The organism is Pseudidiomarina homiensis (assembly GCF_003987225.1).
Taxonomy (GTDB): domain Bacteria; phylum Pseudomonadota; class Gammaproteobacteria; order Enterobacterales; family Alteromonadaceae; genus Pseudidiomarina; species Pseudidiomarina homiensis.
The window spans coordinates 1,157,634-1,179,350 of the sequence record NZ_PIPX01000001.1; the positions used below are offsets into that span (position 1 = coordinate 1,157,634).

Sequence of the window (21,717 nt, forward strand, 5' to 3'; positions counted from 1 at the left end):
GCCTTTGCCCGCAGCGCGCAGTGTTATTCATCATGGTGCCTTTCAAGGTGTCACCGGTTCGTGTCATCAGTTGTTTCTCACTGCTGAAGACTCGGTATTAATTGACTGCGGGTTGTTTCAGGGAGTTGAAAGTTCCGCTGGTTCGCAGGGCTCGGCGTTAGCGCCGGCAATTGATTTTCCGCTTGATTCAGTTCGAGCACTGGTCGTTACCCATACGCATATTGACCATGTCGGTCGCATTCCTTATTTACTAATGGCTGGGTTTCGCGGTCCGATTTATTGCACACGCGCGACCGCGCTACTGTTACCGTTAGTGATTGAAGATGCGCTCCGTTTGGGGCTCACTCGCGACGCAACATTAATCGCTTCAGTACTTGAGCTGCTGCGTTCATTACTCATTCCAGTCGAGTATGATACCTGGCTAGCTTTAGAGGTTGGCGCAGCGGTTGAGGTTCATCTTCGCTTTCGCCAAGCCGGTCATATCCTCGGATCAGCTTACGTCGAGTTTGAATGGATAAACGGCGTCGATGCCGGCTTTCGCATCGTCTTTTCCGGCGATATCGGCTGTCGCGGTACTCCTTTATTACCTGATCCAGAGCCACTTGAGCGTGCCGATATCCTTTATTTAGAAAGCACCTATGGCGATCGTTTACACGAGTCACGCCACGACCGCGAAGAACGACTGCGCAAGGTCATTGAGCGCTGTGTGGCTGATGGTGGCGCTGTGCTTATACCGGCCTTCAGCATCGGCCGTACCCAAGAATTGCTGTACGAAATCGAGGACATCATTGCCACCCACGGTTCCTTTTGGCCAGCAATCACCGTTATCTTAGACTCGCCCATGGCCGCCGCCTTTACCAATCTGTACCAGGAGCTAAATAGCCTATGGGACGCTGAAGCGCTCGCCCGTAATGCCAGTGGCCGCAATCCATTGGACTTTGCTCGCTTACACGTGGTCGAAAGCCATGCCGAGCACGAACGCGTCGTTAATTATCTGCGTAGTACTGGCGACCCCTGCATCGTCATCGCAGCCAGCGGCATGTGCGCCGGTGGCCGTATGCAGAACTACTTACAAGCACTCTTGCCGGATCCGCGTACCGATGTCGTTTTTGTTGGCTACCAAGCCGAGGGCACCCCTGGTCGCGAAATCCAAGAGTATGGCCCGCAAGGCGGTTACGTCGTCCTCGATGGCGAGCGCATTTCGATTCGCGCTGGCGTGCACACTCTTGGCGGCTACTCCGCTCACGCAGACCAACGTGAATTACTCGACTTCGTCTTAACAGCCTCGCACGTTGGCCGCGTCCGCCTCATTCACGGCTCACCCAGCGCTCAACAAGCCCTCACGGCTCTGCTCCGTCAACACCACATCACCAGCCCCTAGGTGTGCCGTTGGCGCCTGAACCAGTTGAATATGTTCCTGTTGCAATAGCCACATTGTCACACGCGACTGCCCGATACCTCCGCCAATCGTGGTTGGGAATTCTCCTGCGATAAGCTTTTTATGCCAAGGAAGATCTAGGGAAGGTAGCGCGCCCTTCAGGGCCAGTTGCTTGACCATCACCTCTGGAGTGACGCGTATCCCCATCGACGAGAGCTCTAGGGCATCATCTAAACCTTCGTGCCAAACCAGTAAATCACCGTTTAAACCATATAAACCGTCATCGTTGGCGGATGTCCAATCATCGTAATCAGCGGCTCTATCATCGTGCTTGTCACCATCACTTAACACACCGCCAATGCCAATAATAAAAACCGCTCGGTGCATACGCGTTATTTCTCGTTCACGCTGTTTTGCAGATAAGTTCGGATACATTTCACGCAGCTCTTCACTATGAATAAAAAATACCTCATCAGCATAACTGTCGCGCCAATGCTCAGTGGCAATAGCCGCTTCTCGTAGCGCTGAATAGATCGCCCGAACTCGGTCTTTTAACGTGGATAAAGTTCGCATCTCTGCAGCAACAACCTGCTCCCAATCCCATTGATCAACTTGAACGGAATGACGCGAGCTCAAAGACGCTTCATCAGGTCGCAGTGCTAACATATGAGCAATGACCCCCTCGCCCGGTTGCGCTTGATACTTTGCTAAAATTGCACGTTTCCATTTCGCTAACGAATGCACAACCTCATACTTTTGTCCTTCAGCACGGACGACCAAGCTCACCGGCTTTTCATGGCCACTAAGCGTATCTTGTAAACCACTTTGGCTAGGTACAATGAGTGGAGCCTGAACGATAGCTAGATTTAGTTTTTTACATAGCCGTTGGGTGATTTCATGTTTAAGCGCATAAGCCTGAGAATGCAGTTTTAATTGAGTTATAGACATGGTTCTTTCCTTTCATTAATTGTTTTGTCTATAATCTTCCCAAAACCGGTAAAACTTCAATAGCATTTAAAACATAAAGGTATACAACAATATTTTGATTAATATAAAGTGCATTTGGTGATACTTTATTTATTTTTATAGTCGGTAGAGGTGGATAATTTAAATGATCGATAATCTGGATAAATTCATCATGCGCACACTGCAGCACGATGCTCGTGTTTCATACGCCGAAATCGCGAAAAACAGTAACGTCAGTCCAGCCACCATTCATGTTCGCATCGAAAAGCTGCGCAAAGCTGGCTATATAGACGGCACCCATGTCCACCTCAATGCCAAAAAGTTGGGTTATGACGTTTGCTGCTTTATCGGAATTAACTTAGCGCGAGCCGGTGATTACCCTAGCACATTGAAGAAACTTGAAGCGTTACCAGAAGTTGTTGAAGCACATTATACGACGGGGCAATACAGTATTTTTATTAAAGTGATGGTCCAATCCATTAGCGATTTACAGCAACTTTTGATTGAAAAAATTCAACCCATTGATGAGATACAAGCAACAGAAACCTTGATCAGCCTGCAACAGCCCATACTGCGCCAAGTTTCAGTTTAACTGCGGTGCGATTCCGTATCGTCACTTTTATGGTCACGTAAGTTTCGCAACTGCCAGTTCCACGTATCGCGCATCATGTCGTCTAGCGAGTAACTGGCACGCCAGCCAAGCCGCTCTGTCGCATAAGTCGGATCAGCATAACACTGCGCAGTATCGCCGGGCCGACGCGCTACGACTTCATAAGGAACAGTGCGCCCAGACGCCGCTTCAAAGGCTTTTATCATTTGCAACACCGACACCCCAACACCGGTACCCAGATTGACCACGTCGTAGCCCCGAGACTCGAGCCCTTGCAGTGCCGCCAAGTGTCCTTTGGCCAAATCAACAACGTGGATATAGTCACGCACGCCAGTGCCATCTGCAGTCGGGTAGTCGCCACCATAAATTGGTACACGCTGCAACTTGCCACTCGCTGCTTGCACGATTTGCGGCATGATATTGGTCGAAGCCGCGCTGAACGTTTCTCCTATGAGCCCTGACTGATGTGCTCCTACGGGATTAAAGTAGCGCAAAGCAATGGCCGCCCACTCAGGATCAGCGTCGCAAAGGTCGGCAAGCAACTGCTCAACCATGTATTTCGATGCGCCGTAGGGATTTGTCGTCGCGCCCGTCGGACTCGATTCTTTCAATGGCACCGATTGCGGTTCGCCATAGACCGTCGCCGACGAAGAAAAAACAAGTTTTTTGACACCGTGCTTCGCCATGGCCTGACAAAGTTTTAAAGTGCCAACAAAATTATTCTCGTAGTATTGAAGTGGGTTCTGAAGACTATCAGCTATCCCTTTTAAACCAGCAAAATGAATGACAGCTTCGATGTGATACTGCGAAAACACCTGGTTCAGTAGTTCGCTATCGCACACGTCACCGGTAATCGAAACCAGTTTACGGTCGGTGATTTTTTCAATCCTACACAGATTGTCTTGTGAACTATTGCAGAAGTTATCGAGGACAACCACCTCACTTCCACGGCTGAGTAATTCGACAACCGTGTGCGAACCAATGTAGCCGGCTCCGCCTGTCACTAGGATCATCGGTGGTAAATTCCTTTCTCGTTGATACTGAAAATGAACTTGGCAGGATTCCTTGTCACGATTCCTTGTCACGAAGGGAGGCCTGCTCTCCCTTCGTGACCCCTATGACTTCACACCTCTGGCATCCATGCCAGCGCTGTTCCATAGCTTGGTGCAGAATAGGAAGCCTTACTTCACTATTCAGTTAAAACAACGCCATACAAATCAATAAAATAGATTGTTTGTTCAGCATTATTTGAGTTAACCTTACATGAATAAAATCAAAATTGGAACAACTTGTTAACACCAAAAAAACATTGATCCTAAGCAGCTTCTCTCAATATTCAGCTTGTTCTGGAATCAAGATTTTAAGTGCTCTCGCTTCAAGCGAGACACGCAACTCATCATCGCAGTACACCTCACCGTCAATCACATACTTTACTTTAGAACCATCAGCATGGCGAACGATAACCGACTGCGCCTGAGTATGCCCAGTATTCGTGCCGATACTGTCCTCGGTAAGTCCTGAATAAAGCAGCTCGAGCAAACTCAATACGTTTCGTTCACCAGATTCTTGTGGTTCGAGCCAGGTCAAATCGAGCTTGCCGTCATCCATCATCGGGTTACCTCGGCCCTGCGCCAACAACGTCGTCAGTGGCGCGGCATTGGCAATAATTAAGCTGCTCGTTTGCCACGTTTCAAATGGCTCGCCGTTCAACGCCACCTCAAGCTCCATCACTTTATTCTCGTTGACCGCTTGCCATAACCCGCTCAAGTACGCCAGCTGTCCAAGTTTATCTTTAGCCTTGCGATCAGCCTTAGAAATCATCTGTTCTTCAAAGCCCACCGCAGTGCACAGCAGCATCGGTTGGTCATTCACAATGCCGACATCAACTGCGTGACAGCGCCCCTCAATGACCGTGGCGCACGCTGCATTAACCGGCGAAATTTTCGAACTCAGACCCCACAATGCCTGGCTCAATGAGTTCGCCGTACCCATTGGAATAATGGCCATGACCACATCGGTATTTCGGAGCACACTTGCTACCTCGGTAAGCGTACCATCACCGCCAACCGCAATGACCAATTCAGCACCCTGTTGCAGCGCAACCTTGGCTTGTTCTGCAGCACTCGTTTCTTCTGTCGTTTCAAGTACCTTCGTTGCAAAATAAGGCGCTAGAAAGTCGAGTATTTTATCCCGTTCCTGCCCCCATTTGCCGCCGCCAGAAACTGGGTTTGCGATAATCCATACAGCCTTCGCCAACATAGGTTTATTGCTCGCAGCAAATTTCTCGAGTGCACGCTCTTGCAAACTATTGAGGCGTGCAATTGAACGCTCACGCTGAATTGACGCCAGCACTTTATCTACGCTCTTTGCATCCGTTCGCATAAGCATATAGGCAGCAACCATGAACACGGAACGTCCACGGCCAAGCGCGCAGTGTACCAACACCTTACGGCCTTCATCATGCTGGTGTTGAATCCACTGTAATGCTTCATGAATTTGATGATCGGATGGCGCAACATGATCAAGCACAGGCAAGTTAAGATACGTCATTTCTGCTTCTTCAGAAGCCCAGTCCAGCGCATCAAACTCAGCCGTCACATCAAGAATCGCACGGATGCCCTCGTGTTTGAGCTGTTCTACATCAGACGCGAACAAGCGACGACCAACGTACAAGCCATCTGACACTTCATGCCATGCAGCGACGTTATCGCGGCGGCGCGCCAACCAGTTGTAAATGCTCACGCCAGCTAAGAACGGAAACAGCAACCACCTAATATACCAAGGAATTCTGCCACCTTGCCGCTTACGAAATACGCCCGCAATGTTAAACCAATAGGCAGCCGAAATAAGCGACAGCGCCACAACGCACCACAACAACACTACCTTAGCGAGCCAAAAAGGCGTGTAAATGGCAGCAAACAGCGCCACTAGAGCACCAGCCAAATAAGCCGTTGGAACCTCGGGGCGGATGTGCATATCAATACTCCTTACAAAAGAGAGGGCTGCCCTCCCTTTTGTAGCACAAAATGCCGCCGACCTCCCGAATCCGAGTAGCCTACCTCCGACCCGTTTGAAGTAGCCCGCAGTTCTACTGCGGGGTATAGTCGACCCGTTTGAAGTAGCCCGCAGTTCTACTGCGGGGGAGAGTCGACCCGTACTAGAAGTACGGGCTACACATATGTGCCGCATGTCGCTATGATACGGGGCTTGATGCGCAGAGAGATGCAAAAGAAATGAGCACAAACAATATTGTGTGGCACAACCACCAAGTGGCGCGCGAACGGCGCGCCGCGCAAAAGCAGCAGAAACCTGTCGTGTTATGGTTCACAGGACTTTCAGGTTCCGGTAAATCGACGATTGCCAATGCCGTCGACGAAATGCTCAATCGTAATGGCAACCACACCTACCTGCTCGATGGCGATAATATCCGCATGGGCCTCAGCAAAGGCTTGGGGTTCACTGAGGAAGATCGCATCGAAAACATCCGCCGTATCGGCGAAGTCTGTAAGCTTTTTGCTGACGCTGGGCTGATTGTACTGAGCGCTTTTGTCTCACCCTTTGCCAAAGACCGTGAGCAAGTGCGCGAGCTACAACACGTTAACGAATTTATTGAAATATTCGTGGATACTCCTTTAGAAACCTGCGAGCAACGCGACCCTAAGGGGTTATACAAAAAGGCTCGTGAAGGCGCGATTCCAAACTTCACGGGGATCAGCTCACCTTATGAGACTCCCTCGAGCCCTGAAATCCACATCAAAACCGCCGAGTTGAGCATTGAAGATGCCGCCCAGCAGGTTATCGACTACCTACGTACTCACGCCTACATCGATTAAATTAAGGGACTAAGAATGCTAAGCCATGACAGCTTAAAAGAACTCGAAGCCATTGCACGCAAAGCCGGTGACGCAATTATGAAGATTTATGATGCGCCAGATTTCGAAGCGCGCATTGCGGTGCAGGCCAAAGGTGATGACAGCCCTTTGACTCAGGCTGATTTAGCCGCGCACGAAGTGATTAAGGCCGAACTTACCAAGTTATCCGACAGGGCGCTGGCGGCATTACCGCAATTGTCGGAAGAATCGGCCAATATTGACTGGCAAGAACGTCAGCGATGGGAAAACTATTGGCTCATCGATCCGCTAGACGGCACGAAAGAATTTATTAAGCGTAACGGCGAGTTCACTGTCAACATCGCACTCATCGAGAAAGGGCAGCCCGCCGCTGGGGTGGTGTACGCACCAGCGACGCAGACCATGTACAGTGCCGCCGCCGGCAAAGCCTACAAAAATGGCGATGTTATCAAGGCGCGCCAAGAGGCCGACCCAGCGACGTTGAAAGTTGTTGGTTCGCGCTCGCACGCTTCACCCGACATGCAGGAGTACCTTGATCAACTCGACAAGCCTTATGAAATGGTGCCAATGGGTAGCTCGCTGAAGTTATGCTTAGTGGCCGAAAGCGAAGCGCACCTGTACCCGCGTCTTGGGCCAACCAGCGAATGGGATACAGCCGCAGCACATGCCGTGGCATTAGCAGCGGGGGCGGAGGTGATGACCCTCGACGGTGAACCGCTGCAATACAACCAGAAAGAGTCGCTGTTGAATCCGTACTTCATTGTGAAGTAGCCCGTACTTCTAGTACGGGTCTAACCACCCACCGACTCGGTGCTAGTAACAACCACCCCAGTGAGCCCCGTAGCTCCCCCGCAGTAGAACTGCGGGCTACATGGATTCCAAACATCCCCCGTAGTAGAACTACGGGCTACATATATGTACAATCAAACGCAATCAAGAATGCTGTAGGGATGCGAAAATGAGCAAAAAACTGACCCACCTAAAGCAATTGGAGGCGGAGTCGATTCACATCTTCCGTGAGGTGGCCGCCGAGTTCCAAAATCCGGTGATGCTGTACTCTGTCGGTAAAGACAGTTCTGTGTTGCTCCACTTAGCGCGCAAAGCATTCGCACCAGGCAAAATACCCTTTCCACTGATGCACGTCGACACCACGTGGAAATTCAAAGAGATGATTGCGTTTCGCGACCGCATGGCGAAACAACACGAGTTTGAACTCATTACCCACAGCAACGCAGACGGCATCAAGCAAAACGTCGGGCCATTCAGTCATGGCAGCGCAGTGCACACCGACATCATGAAAACTCAGGCGCTCAAACAAGCCCTCGACAAATACCAATTTGATGCTGCTTTCGGCGGCGCCCGGCGAGACGAAGAAAAGTCCCGCGCGAAAGAACGGGTGTACAGCTTCCGCGACCAGAAGCATCGCTGGGACCCGAAAAACCAGCGCCCAGAGCTCTGGAACATCTACAACGGTAAAGTCCACAAAGGCGAAAGCATTCGTGTGTTCCCGCTAAGTAACTGGACTGAGCTCGACATCTGGCAATACATCTACTTAGAAAATATCGAAATCCCAGAGCTTTATTTCGCCAAAGAGCGCCCCGTCGTGCAAAGAGATGGCACACTGATCATGGTCGACGACGACCGTATGCCGCTCGAACCTAACGAGAAACCAGAACTGAAAATGGTGCGCTTCCGCACCCTCGGCTGCTATCCGCTCACCGGTGCCGTTGAGTCCAGCGCGGCGACATTACCAGAAATCATTCAAGAAATGCTGCTCACCACCACATCAGAGCGCCAAGGCCGTGTTATCGACCACGATAGCGCCGGTTCAATGGAAAAGAAAAAGATGGAAGGGTATTTCTAACATGAGCCACGCATCGCCATTAATCGAACAAGACATCCTGAAATACCTCGAGCAGCACGAAAACAAAGAGCTTCTGAGGTTCATTACCTGCGGTAGTGTCGACGACGGCAAAAGCACCCTGATTGGGCGCCTGTTGCACGACAGTAAAATGATCTTTGAAGATCAGCTCGCTGCGATCACCAAAGACAGCAAGACCATGGGAACCACCGGCGATAAAGTCGACCTCGCCCTGCTCGTTGACGGCCTCCAGTCTGAACGTGAACAAGGCATCACCATTGACGTGGCCTACCGCTATTTCAGTACCGACAAACGTAAATTCATCATCGCCGATACTCCAGGGCATGAGCAGTACGTTCGTAATATGGCCACCGGCGCCAGTTCCAGCGACCTTGCCGTGATCCTTATCGACGCACGCCACGGGGTCCAAACCCAAACCAGAAGACACAGTTTTATTGTCAGTCTGCTCGGCATAAAACACGCTATCGTAGCCGTGAATAAAATGGACCTAGTCGATTACCGCCAAGAACGCTATAAAGAAATTCAAGACGAGTACCTTAAACTCGCTGGTCAACTCGATATTCCCGATATTCACTTCGTCCCGATTAGTGCCCTTGACGGCGACAATGTCGTCAACCGCAGTAAGAATACGCCTTGGTTCCGTGGTCGCACATTGATGGAGTATCTCGAAACTCTAAAAATCAACCGAGAGCCGGAACATCAAGACTTTCGCTTCCCAGTTCAGAGTGTCAGCCGTCCCCACCCAAATTTTCGCGGCTATGTCGGCACCATCGCCTCAGGCAAAATAAAGAAAGGTGACACCATACGTGTGCTACCGTCAGGTAAAGTAAGTACCATAAAAAGCATCGTCACCTTCGACGGTGAGCTCAATGAAGCTGAAGCCCCGCAAGCCGTTACCCTTACGTTAAACGATGAGATTGATATTAGTCGTGGAGACATGATCGTAGAGAAGGACGCTCTACCTCACATGTCTGATCGGTTACGTGCCAAAGTCGTATGGATGCATGATGAACCCTTGGTACCTCATCGCGACTACTACGTTAAAATGGGTAGTAAACTCACCAACGGCAGTTGCGAAATAATCCACCATCGCATCGACGTTAACACGCTTGAAGAGCAAGCCACAGCCATTCTTGGACTAAACGAAATCGGTACACTCGATATTAGCCTACAAGAGCCGGTAGTCTTTGATAAATACAAAACAAACTCAAAAACCGGAGCCTTTATTATCATCGACCGCATGACCAATGTAACGGTTGGTGCGGGGATGATCGAACAACCATTGGTTGAGGCAACACAAAAACCAAAAGCTTTCAGCGACTTTGAAAAGAGTTTAAATAGCTACGTGCGCAAGCACTTCCCGCATTGGGGCGCCAAAGACATCACCAAACGTTAACGCAAACCAACCTAATGGTCATGAATGCCGGCAACTACCGTTTCAGCGACTTCAGCCGCATCGGCATCGTCGTACTGCTAGCCTATAGCGTAACCGCGGTACTTCTTATACCGCGGGTGTTCACTTGGTAAAATTACTGCGACGTCAGTTGCATTGTTTTATAACTTCCGGTCACCGACAAGGTTTTCACTTGCACATCGCCGATGGTTTCTTTAACAACTAAGCGCGAACGCATGTAGTCGGCGTCACTGCCGTTTTGCACACGAATATTAAAAACAGCGGGCAAATCAATTTTCACCACACCACGACGATCCTCTAGTCGGTAGACGTCAACGATACCATAGCTCTCGGTACCACTCTTGGTGGTCACTTGGATGTCGCCACCATCAGCGAGGCACGCCTGCATCGAAACTGAGCCACCATGGCCCACCTCACAGGAAATCTCAGCATAATACGGATACTCTGCCGCGTGGCGGCGCTGCGCAGCAAGCTCACGCTGGCGTTGGCGCTCTCGTTCTTGCTTGCGTTCCGCCACTAACTGACGATAGTTTGCGTTTACGGCTTGCGCCGAAATGTTGACTTGCAACGGCTCAAGCATGAGTGGCACCACCTCAGATGCCTCTGGCTCCTTGTCATCAAACACCACAATGGCCGCGTCCCGCAAAGTCAATAACTGTCGGTCGTCACTGATTTGCAGCGCAACCCATACTTCACCGGCCTCCGACTTCACCGCCTGTTCCAAGGCTTGTGCAGTTTCGCGCGCAAGCTGCGCATCAGCAATTAATTCAGGATCTAACGCCATCCCTTGTTGCAGTTCAAAACGACCGGCCTTGACCGCGACGTTGAACAATCCTTGCTCGCTATCATAAGCAAAGCGGCTGAGCCGCAACGGTTGACTCGCCCTCGTAATGGCTTCTTTATAAGCACTAAGCTGACTCGTCGCCTTGCTATTGCCATTCCCCGTCCCCACAACATCATGCAAGGCTAATTGCACCAACGACGGATAGTCGTCAACGTTAAAGTTCCAACGGCTGCCTGCAGTCCCTGATCTGACGAGCACAACTGCTTCATCGTCAGCGCCCAGCTGGCTCTTTAAATCCGCATAAAAAGTCTCAGTTTCCGCCGCAATACGCTTAGCTTCTTGCTCCTTGCGCAACTCAGCTAGTCGCGCCTGCTCAGCCTCACGTTCTAAGCGCGCTTTACGCTCCGCTTCGCGTTGCTGGCGCAAGGCTTCTTGGCGCTTCTGTTCAGCGATCAACGCACGTTGCTCTTCTTCAAGTTTTGGCACTACAGCGGCGGCTGACTGCAACTGCTGTTTGACCTCCAGCATATAACGCGAGCCCGCACAAAAGCTGTACAATAAAACACCCTCAGTTCGTGTAACCTGCATGCGCTTGTAACGACGGCGCGCGTCGATATAGCTATTGGTCGCCTCAACCATATCGTTAAAGTTCACATCGATGAAATTAAACACCTCGTTGAAACCTTGGTTGGCATTCGCCTGCCATCCTTGCAAAGCTTCAAGGTCTTTCACTTCACAGTCGCCGTCTTCCAGACAGCTGGGCGGACGATGGTAGTCCACCCCCTTGATATAGCTTCTTTTAACATCCGACCATTTGTATTGTAACGTGCCCTCAAAGACCTCACTCGGACCCGATTGGTTATAGGAAAAGAAGTCACTTTCGTACTTTAAGCATTCCGCTTTGAAGTCTTCGAGCTCCTTAAGGCCTATACGCTCACTGGCAGGTCCATCGGCACTAGCGGCTTCATCAGCTACTGCCGCATTGATGGGGAGTAGCATCACCGCCATCAGGGCGGCACGGGACATAGTTAAAGACCATTTAGGGGCAGATAATTTCATTGCAACAACCTTTTAATGCGTTCGAGAACTCCTCGCACTATAACTTTATCGATTCATCGTTACAAATACTCAACAACCAACACGCTTACGTAGCCCGTAGTTCTACTACGGGGTTCGCGTAAATCATCGACAATAGCGGAAACGTCAGATTGGCCCCGTGGTAGAACCACGGGCTACGTCCGAGTCCATACACCCCGTGATGGAGCGACCGACGGCGGGCGATTCGGGATATCCCGTGGTAGAACCACGGGCGACGTGCTAGGCTGAATTCGAGGCTGTGAACAGTTCACGGCGACAGCATGAGGAAACCCCATGGCGACTATCCGCACGACGCCCGAGGAGCTTGCGCGCGCTTTACAGCGCGTGGCCCTTGGCGACCGACAAGCATTTAAAACGCTTTACGGCGCCACTGCCGACAAGCTCTATTCGGTAAGTTTACATATTTTACGACGCGCCGATTGGGCTGAAGAAGCTCTGCAAGACACCTTTATCAAAGTTTGGCACGGCGCCGGTGACTACTCGAGCAACCGTGGTTCGGTGATGAGCTGGCTCATCAGTATGATCCGCTACCGCTCCATCGATATGCTGCGCAATAAAAATAACCAGTCGGTGAATGTTGACGATCTGCCGGAACTGCAGACCGATACCCAGCTGGATCAGGCCGTTGCCAATAGCGAATATGCGCAACAACTCGAAAACTGCTTGCAAGAACTCCAGCCTGACTCACGCCAAAGCATCCAACTCGCCTTCTTATACGGACTTAGTCATAAAGAAGTGAGTGATCACCTGAGCACCGCCTTAGGAACGGTCAAAAGTTGGATCCGCCGTGGGCTGGATAGTCTCAAGAGGTGCCTGTCAAAATGAACTATCAAATTACTGAACTACAACACGCTTTGGCGGCACGCTTCGTCATTGGCAGCATGCGTGGTAGCGCACGCCAGCGTTTTATTCGTCTGCAAATGCAGTTTCCACGATTACGCGACGAAGTTATCTTTTGGGAACAGCACCTTAATGAACTAACGCAGCAAATCCCTACGCAGCCAGCCCCGCAATCAGCTTGGACCAGCATCCAACAACGTCTTGGTTGGGATGCTGCACCCACAACAGCATCTGGCAAAACCTCATGGTGGGCATGGCTGAGTAGTATCGCTGCAGCGGTCTTGTTGGTCGTGCTGGTGCAACAAACACTCCTCACTGAACCGACGCCAAGCACTGATCGCATTGCGGTGATTCAGAACGAGAGTGCTCGCACGCTATGGTTAATTGAGCAACGCGACCAACAGCTGTACGTCTCGGCAACCGCCAACGTCGATCCGCTGACCAACGAGGACTACCAGCTCTGGATGTTGCCAGCCAATGGTGAAGCGCCGATTTCGTTGGGTCTACTGCCGCAACAAGGACAACGCACTTTAACCGTGCCGGCCGATCTCGATCTTAGCCAAGTCGCAGCGCTTGCGGTAAGCCGTGAACCACTCGGTGGCTCGCCAGAAGCAATACCGACTGGACCGGTTGTGTTCACTACGGATTTACTGAGCGCACAAAAAACTTAAAAAAAGTTGCATCCAAAAGTTCCTCTCATTCGGAGTTAGTACTGCAGTAGTAAAAAAGCAGTAACAACATGAAGTAAAACTCCGTAATGAGAGGAACTTACAATGAATACAACACAACGTTTTAAAACCCATACCACCGCTGCGGCGGTTGCGGCTGTCATGCTTGGCACCCTCAGTCACGCAGCTATCGCCTCGAGTCACCGCGAAGCGCCAAATATTACCCGCTTCCCCACGCTCGACTCGACGGACTTTTACGTCTTTAACAGCTACGAGCCAGGCCGCGAAGGCTATGTAACCTTTTTAGCCAACTATGTGCCGTTACAAGACGCCTACGGTGGCCCGAACTACTTCGCCATGGACCCCGCAGCCGTTTATGCGATTCATATCGATAGTGACGGTGACGCCAGCGAAGACTTGAGTTTTGAGTTTCGCTTCCAGCAAGAGTTGCCAAACGGTGGCGTGAAACTCACCATTGGTCCAGACGGCAATACGCGCGATGTAAGCGTACCGCTCAAGCACGTCGGTGGGATTAGTGCAGGTGATTCTAGTGCACTGAACTTCAATGAAAGCTACACCTTAGAAGTGGTCGGCAGCAGCGGCTCAAGCAGCACTGTTACCGGTGGTAGCGGCGAAACCGCGTTCACTAAACCCTATGCTTATGTAGGTAACAAAACCTTCAGTAGCCCAAGCGCCTATCAAAACTACGCCGATCAGTATGTCTACGACATTTCGATCCCCGGTTGTAGCTCCATGGGCCGCGTGTTCGTTGGTCAACGCAAAGACCCGTTCACGGTCAACCTTGGTAAAACTTTTGACCTCGTGAATTACGTTCCAGTGGAAGGTGACAGTGCACCAGGAGCCGGCGACGGCGGTGGTTTTCCGGGCGGCATCACCCAATCAACTGACAACGACGACTTGCGTGACAAAAACGTCAACACTATCGCCCTTGAAGTACCAGCCTCATGTGTGACCGGCAGTGGTAATGGCGTGATTGGCGCGTGGACCACGGCGAGCTTGCCACAAGCACGCGTGCTGAATCCTGAAGCCAACTTGGCGAAACCAGAAGTCAACGGCGGTGCTATGGTGCAGGTCTCACGACTCGGTTCACCATTAGTTAACGAACTCGTGATTGGTATCGACGCTAAAGACACCTTTAGCGGTGCTCATCCAAGCGACGATGGCCAGTTTGCCGACTATGTTACCCACCCATCCTTGCCAGCGATTTTAGACTTGCTGTTCCGTGATGCGGTGAACAACACCCTTGGTACGAACTTCGAGACCATCGCGCCAACGAACTTCCCACGCGAAGATCTGGTCGCTGCCTTCTTGACCGGATTCCCCGGCGTCAACCAACAAGCCATGGTGACCGCATCTGAGATGTTGCGCCTGAACACGGCCATTCCAGCTACGCCAGCCTCGTTGCAGTCGCCGTATGGTGTCGCAGGTGATGACTTAGCGGGCTTCCCAAATGGTCGCCGTCCAGGTGACGATGTGGTCGATATTGCGCTACGTGTAGTGATGGGCGCTCTGTGTCACGAGATTCCAGTGAATGGCACACCGGTCAACCTTGGCTACTGCGCACCAGAAGATGCCAATGTCGGTAACGTACCGTTCACCGATGGCGCACCACTGGATGCTAGTTTCGTTGACGATAGCTTCCCGTACCTAGTAACGCCATTGTCAGGTTCAGGCGCGGAATAAGGAGGACGTTATGAAAAGCTTATTCTCAAAAAGCGCCTTGTTGTTAGTACTCGCTTCGGCGTTTGCCTTGGCAGGGTGTGGCGGTAGCTCTACTAAAGCTGGCGATGATAACGGTGGAGACGGTGGCGGCGATGGTGGAGGTGGAGGTGACACCAGCACCTCATACCGCCAATTCGTTCGCGATGCGTACGCTCAAGCACCAAGTGACATGCCCTTGACCGTCAACGACAAGGAATTCACCTTTGACGTGATGGATACCGCCGAGTTCAACGATCTCGTACAAGGAGGTACCATCGATGGCGGCTCATAACACACTCATGTGCGTTATTGCCGGTGCGCTGCTCCTGTTCGGGGGCAGCGCCCTTGCCGGCGAACGTCACCTCAGCGAGCACGGAAGAGAAGACAGCACTCTGCTGCAACAAGCTGACGCATTGCAGTACAACCATGAGTTTGATGCTGCGCTAAAGCTGCTCTCGCGCATCGTTGCGCAAGGCCAGCATGTGGAACAAGCACGGTTGATGGAGGCACGGATTTTTCTTGCGCAAGGTCGTATTGATGCCGCACGTGAAAGTTGTGCCGCATTAATGGGAAAAGCTTCGCTAACAATCACTGGTACTTGTTTGCTTGAGGTCAGAGGTCGTGCGGCTTTCTCGGAAAATGACCAACAAACACTCGAGCAAACCTATACCCAACTGCAACAACTGGCCGTTCCGCTGCGAGCTGAGCGAAGTGCTCAGATGTCACCAGCGATATTCGTTTGGCAACGTCAGTTACTCGCCGAACAAGCCTTTCTGTTAGGGCGCTTTGCAGAAAGCATTCAATGGTTAAGTTATGCCAGCTACAGCGTGCACCCGACCGTGAACCAGATCAGACTATTAGATAGTTGGTTGGCGATGCAGCAACCTCAGAAGATCTTCGAAGTGCATGAGGACTGCCCGCAGGTTGGCGAACTGCCAGCTGACAGTATTATTGTGCGTCTTGCGGCGGCTGAACTTGCGCGAGGTACTGAGGAATGTTGGCAAAAGCTGGCAGCAGAACGCATGGAGATTCGGATCGCACGTGCAGATCCGTTACATACCTCTGACCTTGCTTTTTATTTTGTACATGTTGTGCCGAATGCGGCGCAAGCGCAGCAGTATGCTTCGCAAAATTATGCGGTAGCGCGCGAGCCTGCCGACCAGCGCTTACTCCTTGCTGCGCAGGCATTACCGACTCAACCGGAGACCGCTAATGAAGACTAATTCACTTTCACTGGTGCGGAAGCTGTGCGTTTGCAGCTTTGCCATTCTGCTTGTTCCTCTGCTTCAGCAAAGTGCCGCAGCACACAGTTTCAGCACCAGTTTTTTAACCCTAAGTGCGCATGAAGACAACGCACAGTTGCGCTGGAGTTGGCGTTTTACCGCGCATGACATCGAAGCGTTAACCGGCAGCCCGGATGCCGCAGCGGCATTGCCGTTGCTCGGCGAGTGGCTGCGCTTTAATGACGACTGCCGTCCTGAGCCGAGCACCGCGATCGACGCCGGTGTGCATGCGGGTGAGCAAACCTACACCTACAGCGGCACCGCGCCCTGCGCGTACAGCACAGACATCGACTACACCGTGCGGCACATCTTCGGCCCCCTGCCCGACCATAAAGTCCTGCAGCGCAAAAGTAGCCCGTAGCCCGTAGTTCTACTACGGGGTTGGTTCCAATCATCGACAATCGTGGCAACGTCAGATTGGGCCCGTGGTAGAACCACGGGCTACCAAGCGCGAGCGTGAGTTGACCCGCTCGGGAATTGCGGGCAACATGAGCGGCACTGTAGCGCAACTGAAATAACAAGCATGAGCAAGACGTATCGTGGCGATCACCGCCTGGGCGAGATTGAGATTCTGGAAGAAATCAAAGTTTTTGAGAATCGCTTCGCGACTCTTTACAACGACAAAGTTGTTTTTCCTAGCGGGGCCACCGGCGAGTATCTACGTTTTTGGTGGAACGCTCCGTATGGCGTGCTTATTATCGCAACCACCGCGCAACACCAGCTCCTACTGCTCCGCAACTTTCGTCATGAAGACCGCAACTGGCAGTGGGAGATCCCAAAAGGTTTTGGTGAACCAGAGCTTACCCCCGAAGCCTGCGCCGCAAAAGAGCTGCACGAAGAAACAGGCTTCGCTGCCAGCAGTTGGCACAAGCTGCACACGCTCGACACACATGGCACGCCAACCCACGTTTTCCGTGCGACGCTAGCCGCTGAACAACTTGCCTCGCCGGAAACGTCTGAAGCCATCGCACAAGCCAAATTATGCAGCGTAGACGAATGCCGCCAGCTGATTGCTGCCGGCCAAGTTCACGATCCCATCACCTTGTACGCGATCACCCTGCTAGAGCTCGAGCAAGTGCAACAGCAGGCCTAAGAGCTCGCAACTACCGAGGTATACACCGTTTCTGGCCGCTCACTCAGGCGCCGCTCCGCACCAATTTTTTCATCTTGTTGCGAACGCTCTAACTGCGCCGCATACAAATGCCGTTCAGCATCCAGTTTCCGCTGGTCACGCTCATGCATTTTATCCAGCACCGAGCCGACAAAGAAGTTCGCCATGGTCAGCGCTCCGCCAGTCAACGCATCACCAGTGAGCGCCAAGCCAAGTGAGTAAGCGCCAGCCTCTTGGCCGACTTTACGCATGCTCTGCAAATGCCGATAAACCTTCTCAGCACGTCGTAATTTAATGCCAAGTTTGCGCCGAATAATCATGTTATCAATCAAGCGCTGATACACAATTAGCGCTTCCGTCACTTCGCGCAGTTCATCTTCGTTACGGACCGGATTTTTACTGCGCTTTTGGTAATCTTTGTATTCAGGCGTACTGCGTAAATAAAACACGTCTTCCAGCTGCAATTGCGCCAACGCCTGTTGATAAGAGCTCAAGTTCAAGTCGGTTTGTAGTGCCAGTACCGAGGTGACTTCAGTGGCTGTTGCCGCAGTTGTCGCATCGGTGCCGGTGACGAGGTTAAAGGCTTCTTCGTGCAACGGTGAATAAATCGGGTCCGCCGCCATCACGGTAGGAATGCCGGTAATATACGGTGCATCAGAAATTTTCATTAGCAAATCGCGGTGGCGCGCCCACGTTTCGGCGTGGCCGTTAGCGGTCAAATCGGCGCCTAATCCTTGCTGTAAGTAAATACGTCCGAGCCCTTGGTTACGCTCGCTTTCTTGATTTAAGAGTTCGACGATATAGGCATGGTCATCGATGCCAAACTGCCCCATCACGTGGGGTAGATTCATGATGCGCATCACGCCGTTGGTGTAATTGTCGCGAAGCTGGGTGTAGTTGTAGAGTGCGATTTCACAGCGTGAATTGATCAGTTCAAGATCGTCATTGGCTTGGAATTCATCAGCATTTTGGGTGCGCTGCTTACCCTCAGCAACAAAGGCATCACGTACTTGAGTTAACGCATGTCCTTGTGGTGCATCGTCTGGTGCGCGTACCGCGACCGACAAAATATCTTTGTTCAAGACTTGGCGAAAGTCTTCATTTTTGGTCAGTAGGCGGCGGAAATTCATGCAATTGACGGCTTGTGCATCAGAGAGCATCAGTTTCTCATTGAACAGCAGCGCATGCTTGAAATAGCTGGCGAAGCTATCGAGTTTGCTATGATCCCACGCCAGCGGCACTTCAGTGTCCGCGAGCATCCAATACGATGGGGCTTGTTTCATCAAAATTCCTTGGCTCTTCAATTTATAACGCACCAGCAGTGTAGCCCGTACTTCTAGTACGGGGGGCGCATCAACCATCCCCCGCAGTAGAACTGCGGGCTACGTCACAACGCACCAGCAGTGTAGCCCGTACTTCTAGTACGGGGGGCGCGTCAACCATCCCCCGCAGTAGAACTGCGGGCTACGTCACAACGCACCAGCAGTGTAGCCCGTACTTCTAGTACGGGGGGCGCATCAACCATCCCCCGCAGTAGAACTGCGGGCTACGTCACAACACATCAGCAGTGTAGCCCGTACTTCTAGTACGGGGGGCGCATCAACCATCCCCCGCAGTAGAACTGCGGGCTACGTCACAGGGTCGAAATCGGTTATGCTAGCAGGCAGACAACATTAGGTATACTAGGGAATAACAATGGATTATCAACTAAAATGGTTCAAGCCTGGTGAGCAGCGCTACGTCAAAGGCTATCTAAATGGCCGCCGACAACCGTCGATGTTGATGCATCTTACGCCTTCGCCACAACTTTTAACCTTTTTCGCAAACGAAACAACGCAGGCGCCGCAGCTATTCCAACAAATCCAGCAATGGTGGCAAACCCATTTACACCGTGAGTTTCCAACTACACGCCAGGTACACGACTGGCAAACCCTCCTGTTGCTACTGAGCGACTGTACCGAGCACTTACTTAGCTATCTCGGCTATCGCATTTTGCCACACAATGACCACACCACGCTGCCGCCGCAAGCCCAGCTCACGCAAGCCGAATCAACGGTGTTGGTCAGCGTCCCCCATTGCTCGCCGCAACTCGTAGCGCGTGCATGGAGCGTGGTCGTCATGGTTGCTGAACTTCACCTACGTGAAAAGCATCGCCAAACAAACGACAACATGCCCGCCGAAGATTGGTTGATGAAAGTCCTCACGCCCCTACGTGAGCCAATGAAAGAAGGCATCCACGAGAACTTTTCTAGCGCCGCCTACGAATTGGATATTCCCATGTATCCACTGCATGGACGCCTCACGCAGTTCGGCCAAGGCCACCGGTCACAATGGCTCGAACACAGCTTTACCGAGCAAACCAGTGTCTTGCCCGTGCGAGCCGCACGACATAAATGGTACGCCAACCGCCTATTACGGCGCGCCGGACTACCAGTACCCCCGCAGTTTGCCGTAAAAGATCAAGCAGAAGCCTGCACCGTCGCCAAACGCATCGGTTATCCAGTGGTCGTGAAACCAGCCGATCTCGATGGCGGCGTCGGCGTTGCCGCCCACCTAAGCAACGAAGCCGAGCTCATCGAAGCTTACAAGAATGCCCGCGAGCACAGCCAAAATATCGTCGTTGAACAACACGTTGAAGGGCGTGACTATCGCATCCAAGTGCAAGACAACGAAGTGGTCTTCGCGGTCGAGCGCGTTCCTGCCGGCGTCATCGGTGACGGCAAGCACACCATCGAACAATTAACTGCCATTGAGAACAATCATGAGCGGCGCCGCGAAGGTCCGAAAAAGAATTTAGCCACCCTGAAGCTCGACGACGAAGCCTTAAAATTACTGCAAGCCCAGCAAATGACCAAAACAAGCATTCCGCAACACGGCCAATTTGTCATGTTTCGTCGCATCGCCAATATGTCTGCGGGCGGCCGCCCCGTGCCAGCGCTTGACCACATGCATGAAGACAATAAACGACTCGCCATTCGAGCCACGCAAGCACTACGCCTAGACGTTGCTGGCGTCGACTTGATCATTCCCGATATTAGCGTGTCATGGTTGGAATCTGGCGCGGCGATTTGTGAAGTTAATGCCTGCCCAGACCTTGGTCATACAGCGGGGCTACTTTTGTACCGCAACCTGCTGCGCAATCGTATCGAAGGTAATGGCCGCATCCCCGTTTATGTGGTCATCGACCAAGCCAACCCCGACGCGCCGTCAACGCTGCTGCAACAAACCGTCGCCAAGCTTAACCAGCAAGGACTAACCGTAGGCTGGAGTGACCACCATGGTGTCAGTGTCAACCAAGAAACCCTCACGCGCGGTCTACAACACTTCGCCACCGCCTTTAATATGCTGAATTCGCAACAGAACGTTGCCGCTATGGTGTTACGCTTGAACGACCCCAGCGTACTCGAACGAGGATTACCGATGGACAGAATTGATGAGGTGCTATGCGCGACCGAGGCCGATCACGCAACTGCTTTGTATGAACTCGCAGAGCAACAGGTTATTTAAATTCGCGCTCGTGGAACCACAAATTGAACGCCCACTTCTCACCGGCAACGACGGGCATCCCCGCATGCAGCGACTTTGGATGTACATCCGTAGTACCGCGCACCACATTTTCAAAGACCAATAAGCGGCCTGGCTTGGGGGCCACATTGATATCGAGTTTAGAAAAGTAGGTGGAACCGCCGCTTGCTGGCGAATTGATATAACCCAACGCGGTAAACAGCCGTTGCCCGCCACGCGCAGTACAACGTTTACCGCGCTCAGTATTCATATCGTAGGCATCAAAATGCGAACGGTATTCCTGACTTTGGTCGTAATGAATCACCTGAAAGCTCTCGGCATTGCGTAACGGCAAGCCAACCTGCTGCGCAATACGACTACCAAGGTCTGTCACGACCATTGAATGTTTGTGGCTAATCCATGCCAATTGATTGGTTCGCGCTTTACTGTAAACGCCTTCGGCGTCTGAGCTGACTTTCGCACGTTGCATTTGCTCACGGGCGGCATTGATCAGCTGCTGCGCCTCAGACTCAGTGAAAAAGTCATCAATGATATAAACAAGTGGATCCTGACTGAGCACGTACTTTCGCAATTCAAGCATCATGT

20 protein-coding genes are annotated in these 21,717 nt (G+C 51.9%); 14 read left to right on the forward strand and 6 right to left on the reverse strand.

Features of this window, described 5'->3' with window-relative positions; all coding sequences use genetic code 11:
* Positions 1-4: 4 nt before the first annotated feature.
* Complete coding sequence (locus tag CWI70_RS05565; protein ID WP_126771283.1) at positions 5-1,381, forward strand: MBL fold metallo-hydrolase RNA specificity domain-containing protein; 1,377 nt, start codon at positions 5-7, stop codon at positions 1,379-1,381.
* On the opposite strand, the gene asnA is transcribed toward CWI70_RS05565, so the two are convergent.
* Positions 1,319-2,326, reverse strand: a complete 1,008-nt coding sequence (gene asnA / locus CWI70_RS05570; RefSeq protein WP_126771285.1) for an aspartate--ammonia ligase — start codon at positions 2,324-2,326, stop codon at positions 1,319-1,321. The genes CWI70_RS05565 and asnA overlap by 63 nt on opposite strands.
* Before the next feature lie 163 nt (positions 2,327-2,489).
* Here asnA and asnC point away from each other — a divergent pair, with 163 nt between their 5' ends.
* A complete protein-coding gene (gene asnC / locus CWI70_RS05575; RefSeq protein WP_126771287.1) occupies positions 2,490-2,936 on the forward strand; it encodes a transcriptional regulator AsnC in 447 nt (148 codons plus the stop codon).
* Here asnC and galE read toward each other — a convergent pair.
* Both galE and CWI70_RS05585 read right to left on the reverse strand, forming a co-directional pair.
* Positions 2,933-3,967 (reverse strand): UDP-glucose 4-epimerase GalE, encoded by a 1,035-nt coding sequence (galE, locus tag CWI70_RS05580; RefSeq protein ID WP_126771289.1) that lies wholly within the window; start codon positions 3,965-3,967, stop codon positions 2,933-2,935. The genes asnC and galE overlap by 4 nt on opposite strands.
* A gap of 316 nt (positions 3,968-4,283) precedes the next feature.
* Complete coding sequence (locus CWI70_RS05585; protein ID WP_157980870.1) at positions 4,284-5,930, reverse strand: diacylglycerol kinase family protein; 1,647 nt, start codon at positions 5,928-5,930, stop codon at positions 4,284-4,286.
* Between the two features lie 257 nt (positions 5,931-6,187).
* Here CWI70_RS05585 and cysC point away from each other — a divergent pair, with 257 nt between their 5' ends.
* From cysC to cysN, 4 genes are all read left to right on the forward strand, one after another.
* Entirely contained in the window at positions 6,188-6,787 is a 600-nt protein-coding gene (cysC, locus tag CWI70_RS05590) for an adenylyl-sulfate kinase (protein ID WP_126771293.1), read from the forward strand.
* A 15-nt stretch (positions 6,788-6,802) separates the two neighbouring features.
* Positions 6,803-7,576 carry a 3'(2'),5'-bisphosphate nucleotidase CysQ gene (gene cysQ, locus CWI70_RS05595; RefSeq protein WP_126771295.1) on the forward strand — a complete coding sequence of 258 codons (774 nt, stop codon included), beginning with the start codon at positions 6,803-6,805 and terminating at the stop codon, positions 7,574-7,576.
* A 187-nt stretch (positions 7,577-7,763) separates the two neighbouring features.
* Positions 7,764-8,669: a sulfate adenylyltransferase subunit CysD gene (cysD, locus tag CWI70_RS05600; protein WP_126771297.1), complete on the forward strand. Its 906-nt coding sequence runs from the start codon at positions 7,764-7,766 to the stop codon at positions 8,667-8,669.
* 1 nt (position 8,670) lies between these two features.
* Entirely contained in the window at positions 8,671-10,083 is a 1,413-nt protein-coding gene (gene cysN, locus CWI70_RS05605) for a sulfate adenylyltransferase subunit CysN (protein WP_126771298.1), read from the forward strand.
* A gap of 133 nt (positions 10,084-10,216) precedes the next feature.
* Here the strand turns inward: cysN and CWI70_RS05610 are convergent, their stop codons facing one another.
* The gene (locus CWI70_RS05610; protein WP_126771300.1) at positions 10,217-11,944 is read right to left on the reverse strand and encodes a cell envelope integrity TolA family protein; all 1,728 of its coding nucleotides are present in this window, start codon (positions 11,942-11,944) and stop codon (positions 10,217-10,219) included.
* 312 nt (positions 11,945-12,256) lie between these two features.
* On the opposite strand from CWI70_RS05610, the gene CWI70_RS05615 reads away from it, so the two are divergent.
* The 7 genes from CWI70_RS05615 to CWI70_RS05645 all read left to right on the forward strand — a co-directional run bounded on the left by CWI70_RS05615 (position 12,257) and on the right by CWI70_RS05645 (position 17,589).
* Complete coding sequence (locus CWI70_RS05615; RefSeq protein WP_126771302.1) at positions 12,257-12,808, forward strand: sigma-70 family RNA polymerase sigma factor; 552 nt, start codon at positions 12,257-12,259, stop codon at positions 12,806-12,808.
* The gene (locus CWI70_RS05620) at positions 12,805-13,494 is read left to right on the forward strand and encodes an anti-sigma factor (RefSeq protein WP_126771304.1); all 690 of its coding nucleotides are present in this window, start codon (positions 12,805-12,807) and stop codon (positions 13,492-13,494) included. Before CWI70_RS05615 ends, CWI70_RS05620 begins: the two co-directional genes overlap by 4 nt.
* Before the next feature lie 159 nt (positions 13,495-13,653).
* Positions 13,654-15,195 carry a DUF4331 domain-containing protein gene (locus CWI70_RS05625; RefSeq protein ID WP_420849352.1) on the forward strand — a complete coding sequence of 514 codons (1,542 nt, stop codon included), beginning with the start codon at positions 13,654-13,656 and terminating at the stop codon, positions 15,193-15,195.
* A 10-nt stretch (positions 15,196-15,205) separates the two neighbouring features.
* On the forward strand, positions 15,206-15,505 hold the full coding sequence (locus CWI70_RS05630) for a hypothetical protein (RefSeq protein ID WP_126771308.1): 300 nt from the start codon (positions 15,206-15,208) through the stop codon (positions 15,503-15,505).
* A complete protein-coding gene (locus CWI70_RS05635; protein WP_126771310.1) occupies positions 15,492-16,436 on the forward strand; it encodes a tetratricopeptide repeat protein in 945 nt (314 codons plus the stop codon). The genes CWI70_RS05630 and CWI70_RS05635 overlap by 14 nt, the downstream gene beginning before the upstream one ends.
* Positions 16,426-16,857, forward strand: a complete 432-nt coding sequence (locus CWI70_RS05640) for a hypothetical protein (RefSeq protein ID WP_126771312.1) — start codon at positions 16,426-16,428, stop codon at positions 16,855-16,857. The genes CWI70_RS05635 and CWI70_RS05640 overlap by 11 nt, the downstream gene beginning before the upstream one ends.
* A 162-nt stretch (positions 16,858-17,019) precedes the next feature.
* Positions 17,020-17,589: an NUDIX hydrolase gene (locus CWI70_RS05645; protein WP_126771313.1), complete on the forward strand. Its 570-nt coding sequence runs from the start codon at positions 17,020-17,022 to the stop codon at positions 17,587-17,589.
* Here the strand turns inward: CWI70_RS05645 and CWI70_RS05650 are convergent.
* Positions 17,586-18,890, reverse strand: coding sequence for a hypothetical protein (locus tag CWI70_RS05650; RefSeq protein ID WP_126771315.1), 1,305 nt, complete (start codon positions 18,888-18,890; stop codon positions 17,586-17,588). The two genes, CWI70_RS05645 and CWI70_RS05650, sit on opposite strands and share 4 nt — an antisense overlap.
* A 412-nt stretch (positions 18,891-19,302) precedes the next feature.
* Between CWI70_RS05650 and CWI70_RS05655 the strand changes: the two genes are divergently transcribed.
* Positions 19,303-21,114 (forward strand): ATP-binding protein, encoded by a 1,812-nt coding sequence (locus tag CWI70_RS05655; RefSeq protein ID WP_126771317.1) that lies wholly within the window; start codon positions 19,303-19,305, stop codon positions 21,112-21,114.
* Here the strand turns inward: CWI70_RS05655 and CWI70_RS05660 are convergent.
* A complete protein-coding gene (locus tag CWI70_RS05660) occupies positions 21,107-21,715 on the reverse strand; it encodes a 2OG-Fe(II) oxygenase (protein ID WP_126771319.1) in 609 nt (202 codons plus the stop codon). The two genes, CWI70_RS05655 and CWI70_RS05660, sit on opposite strands and share 8 nt — an antisense overlap.
* Positions 21,716-21,717: the final 2 nt, after the last annotated feature.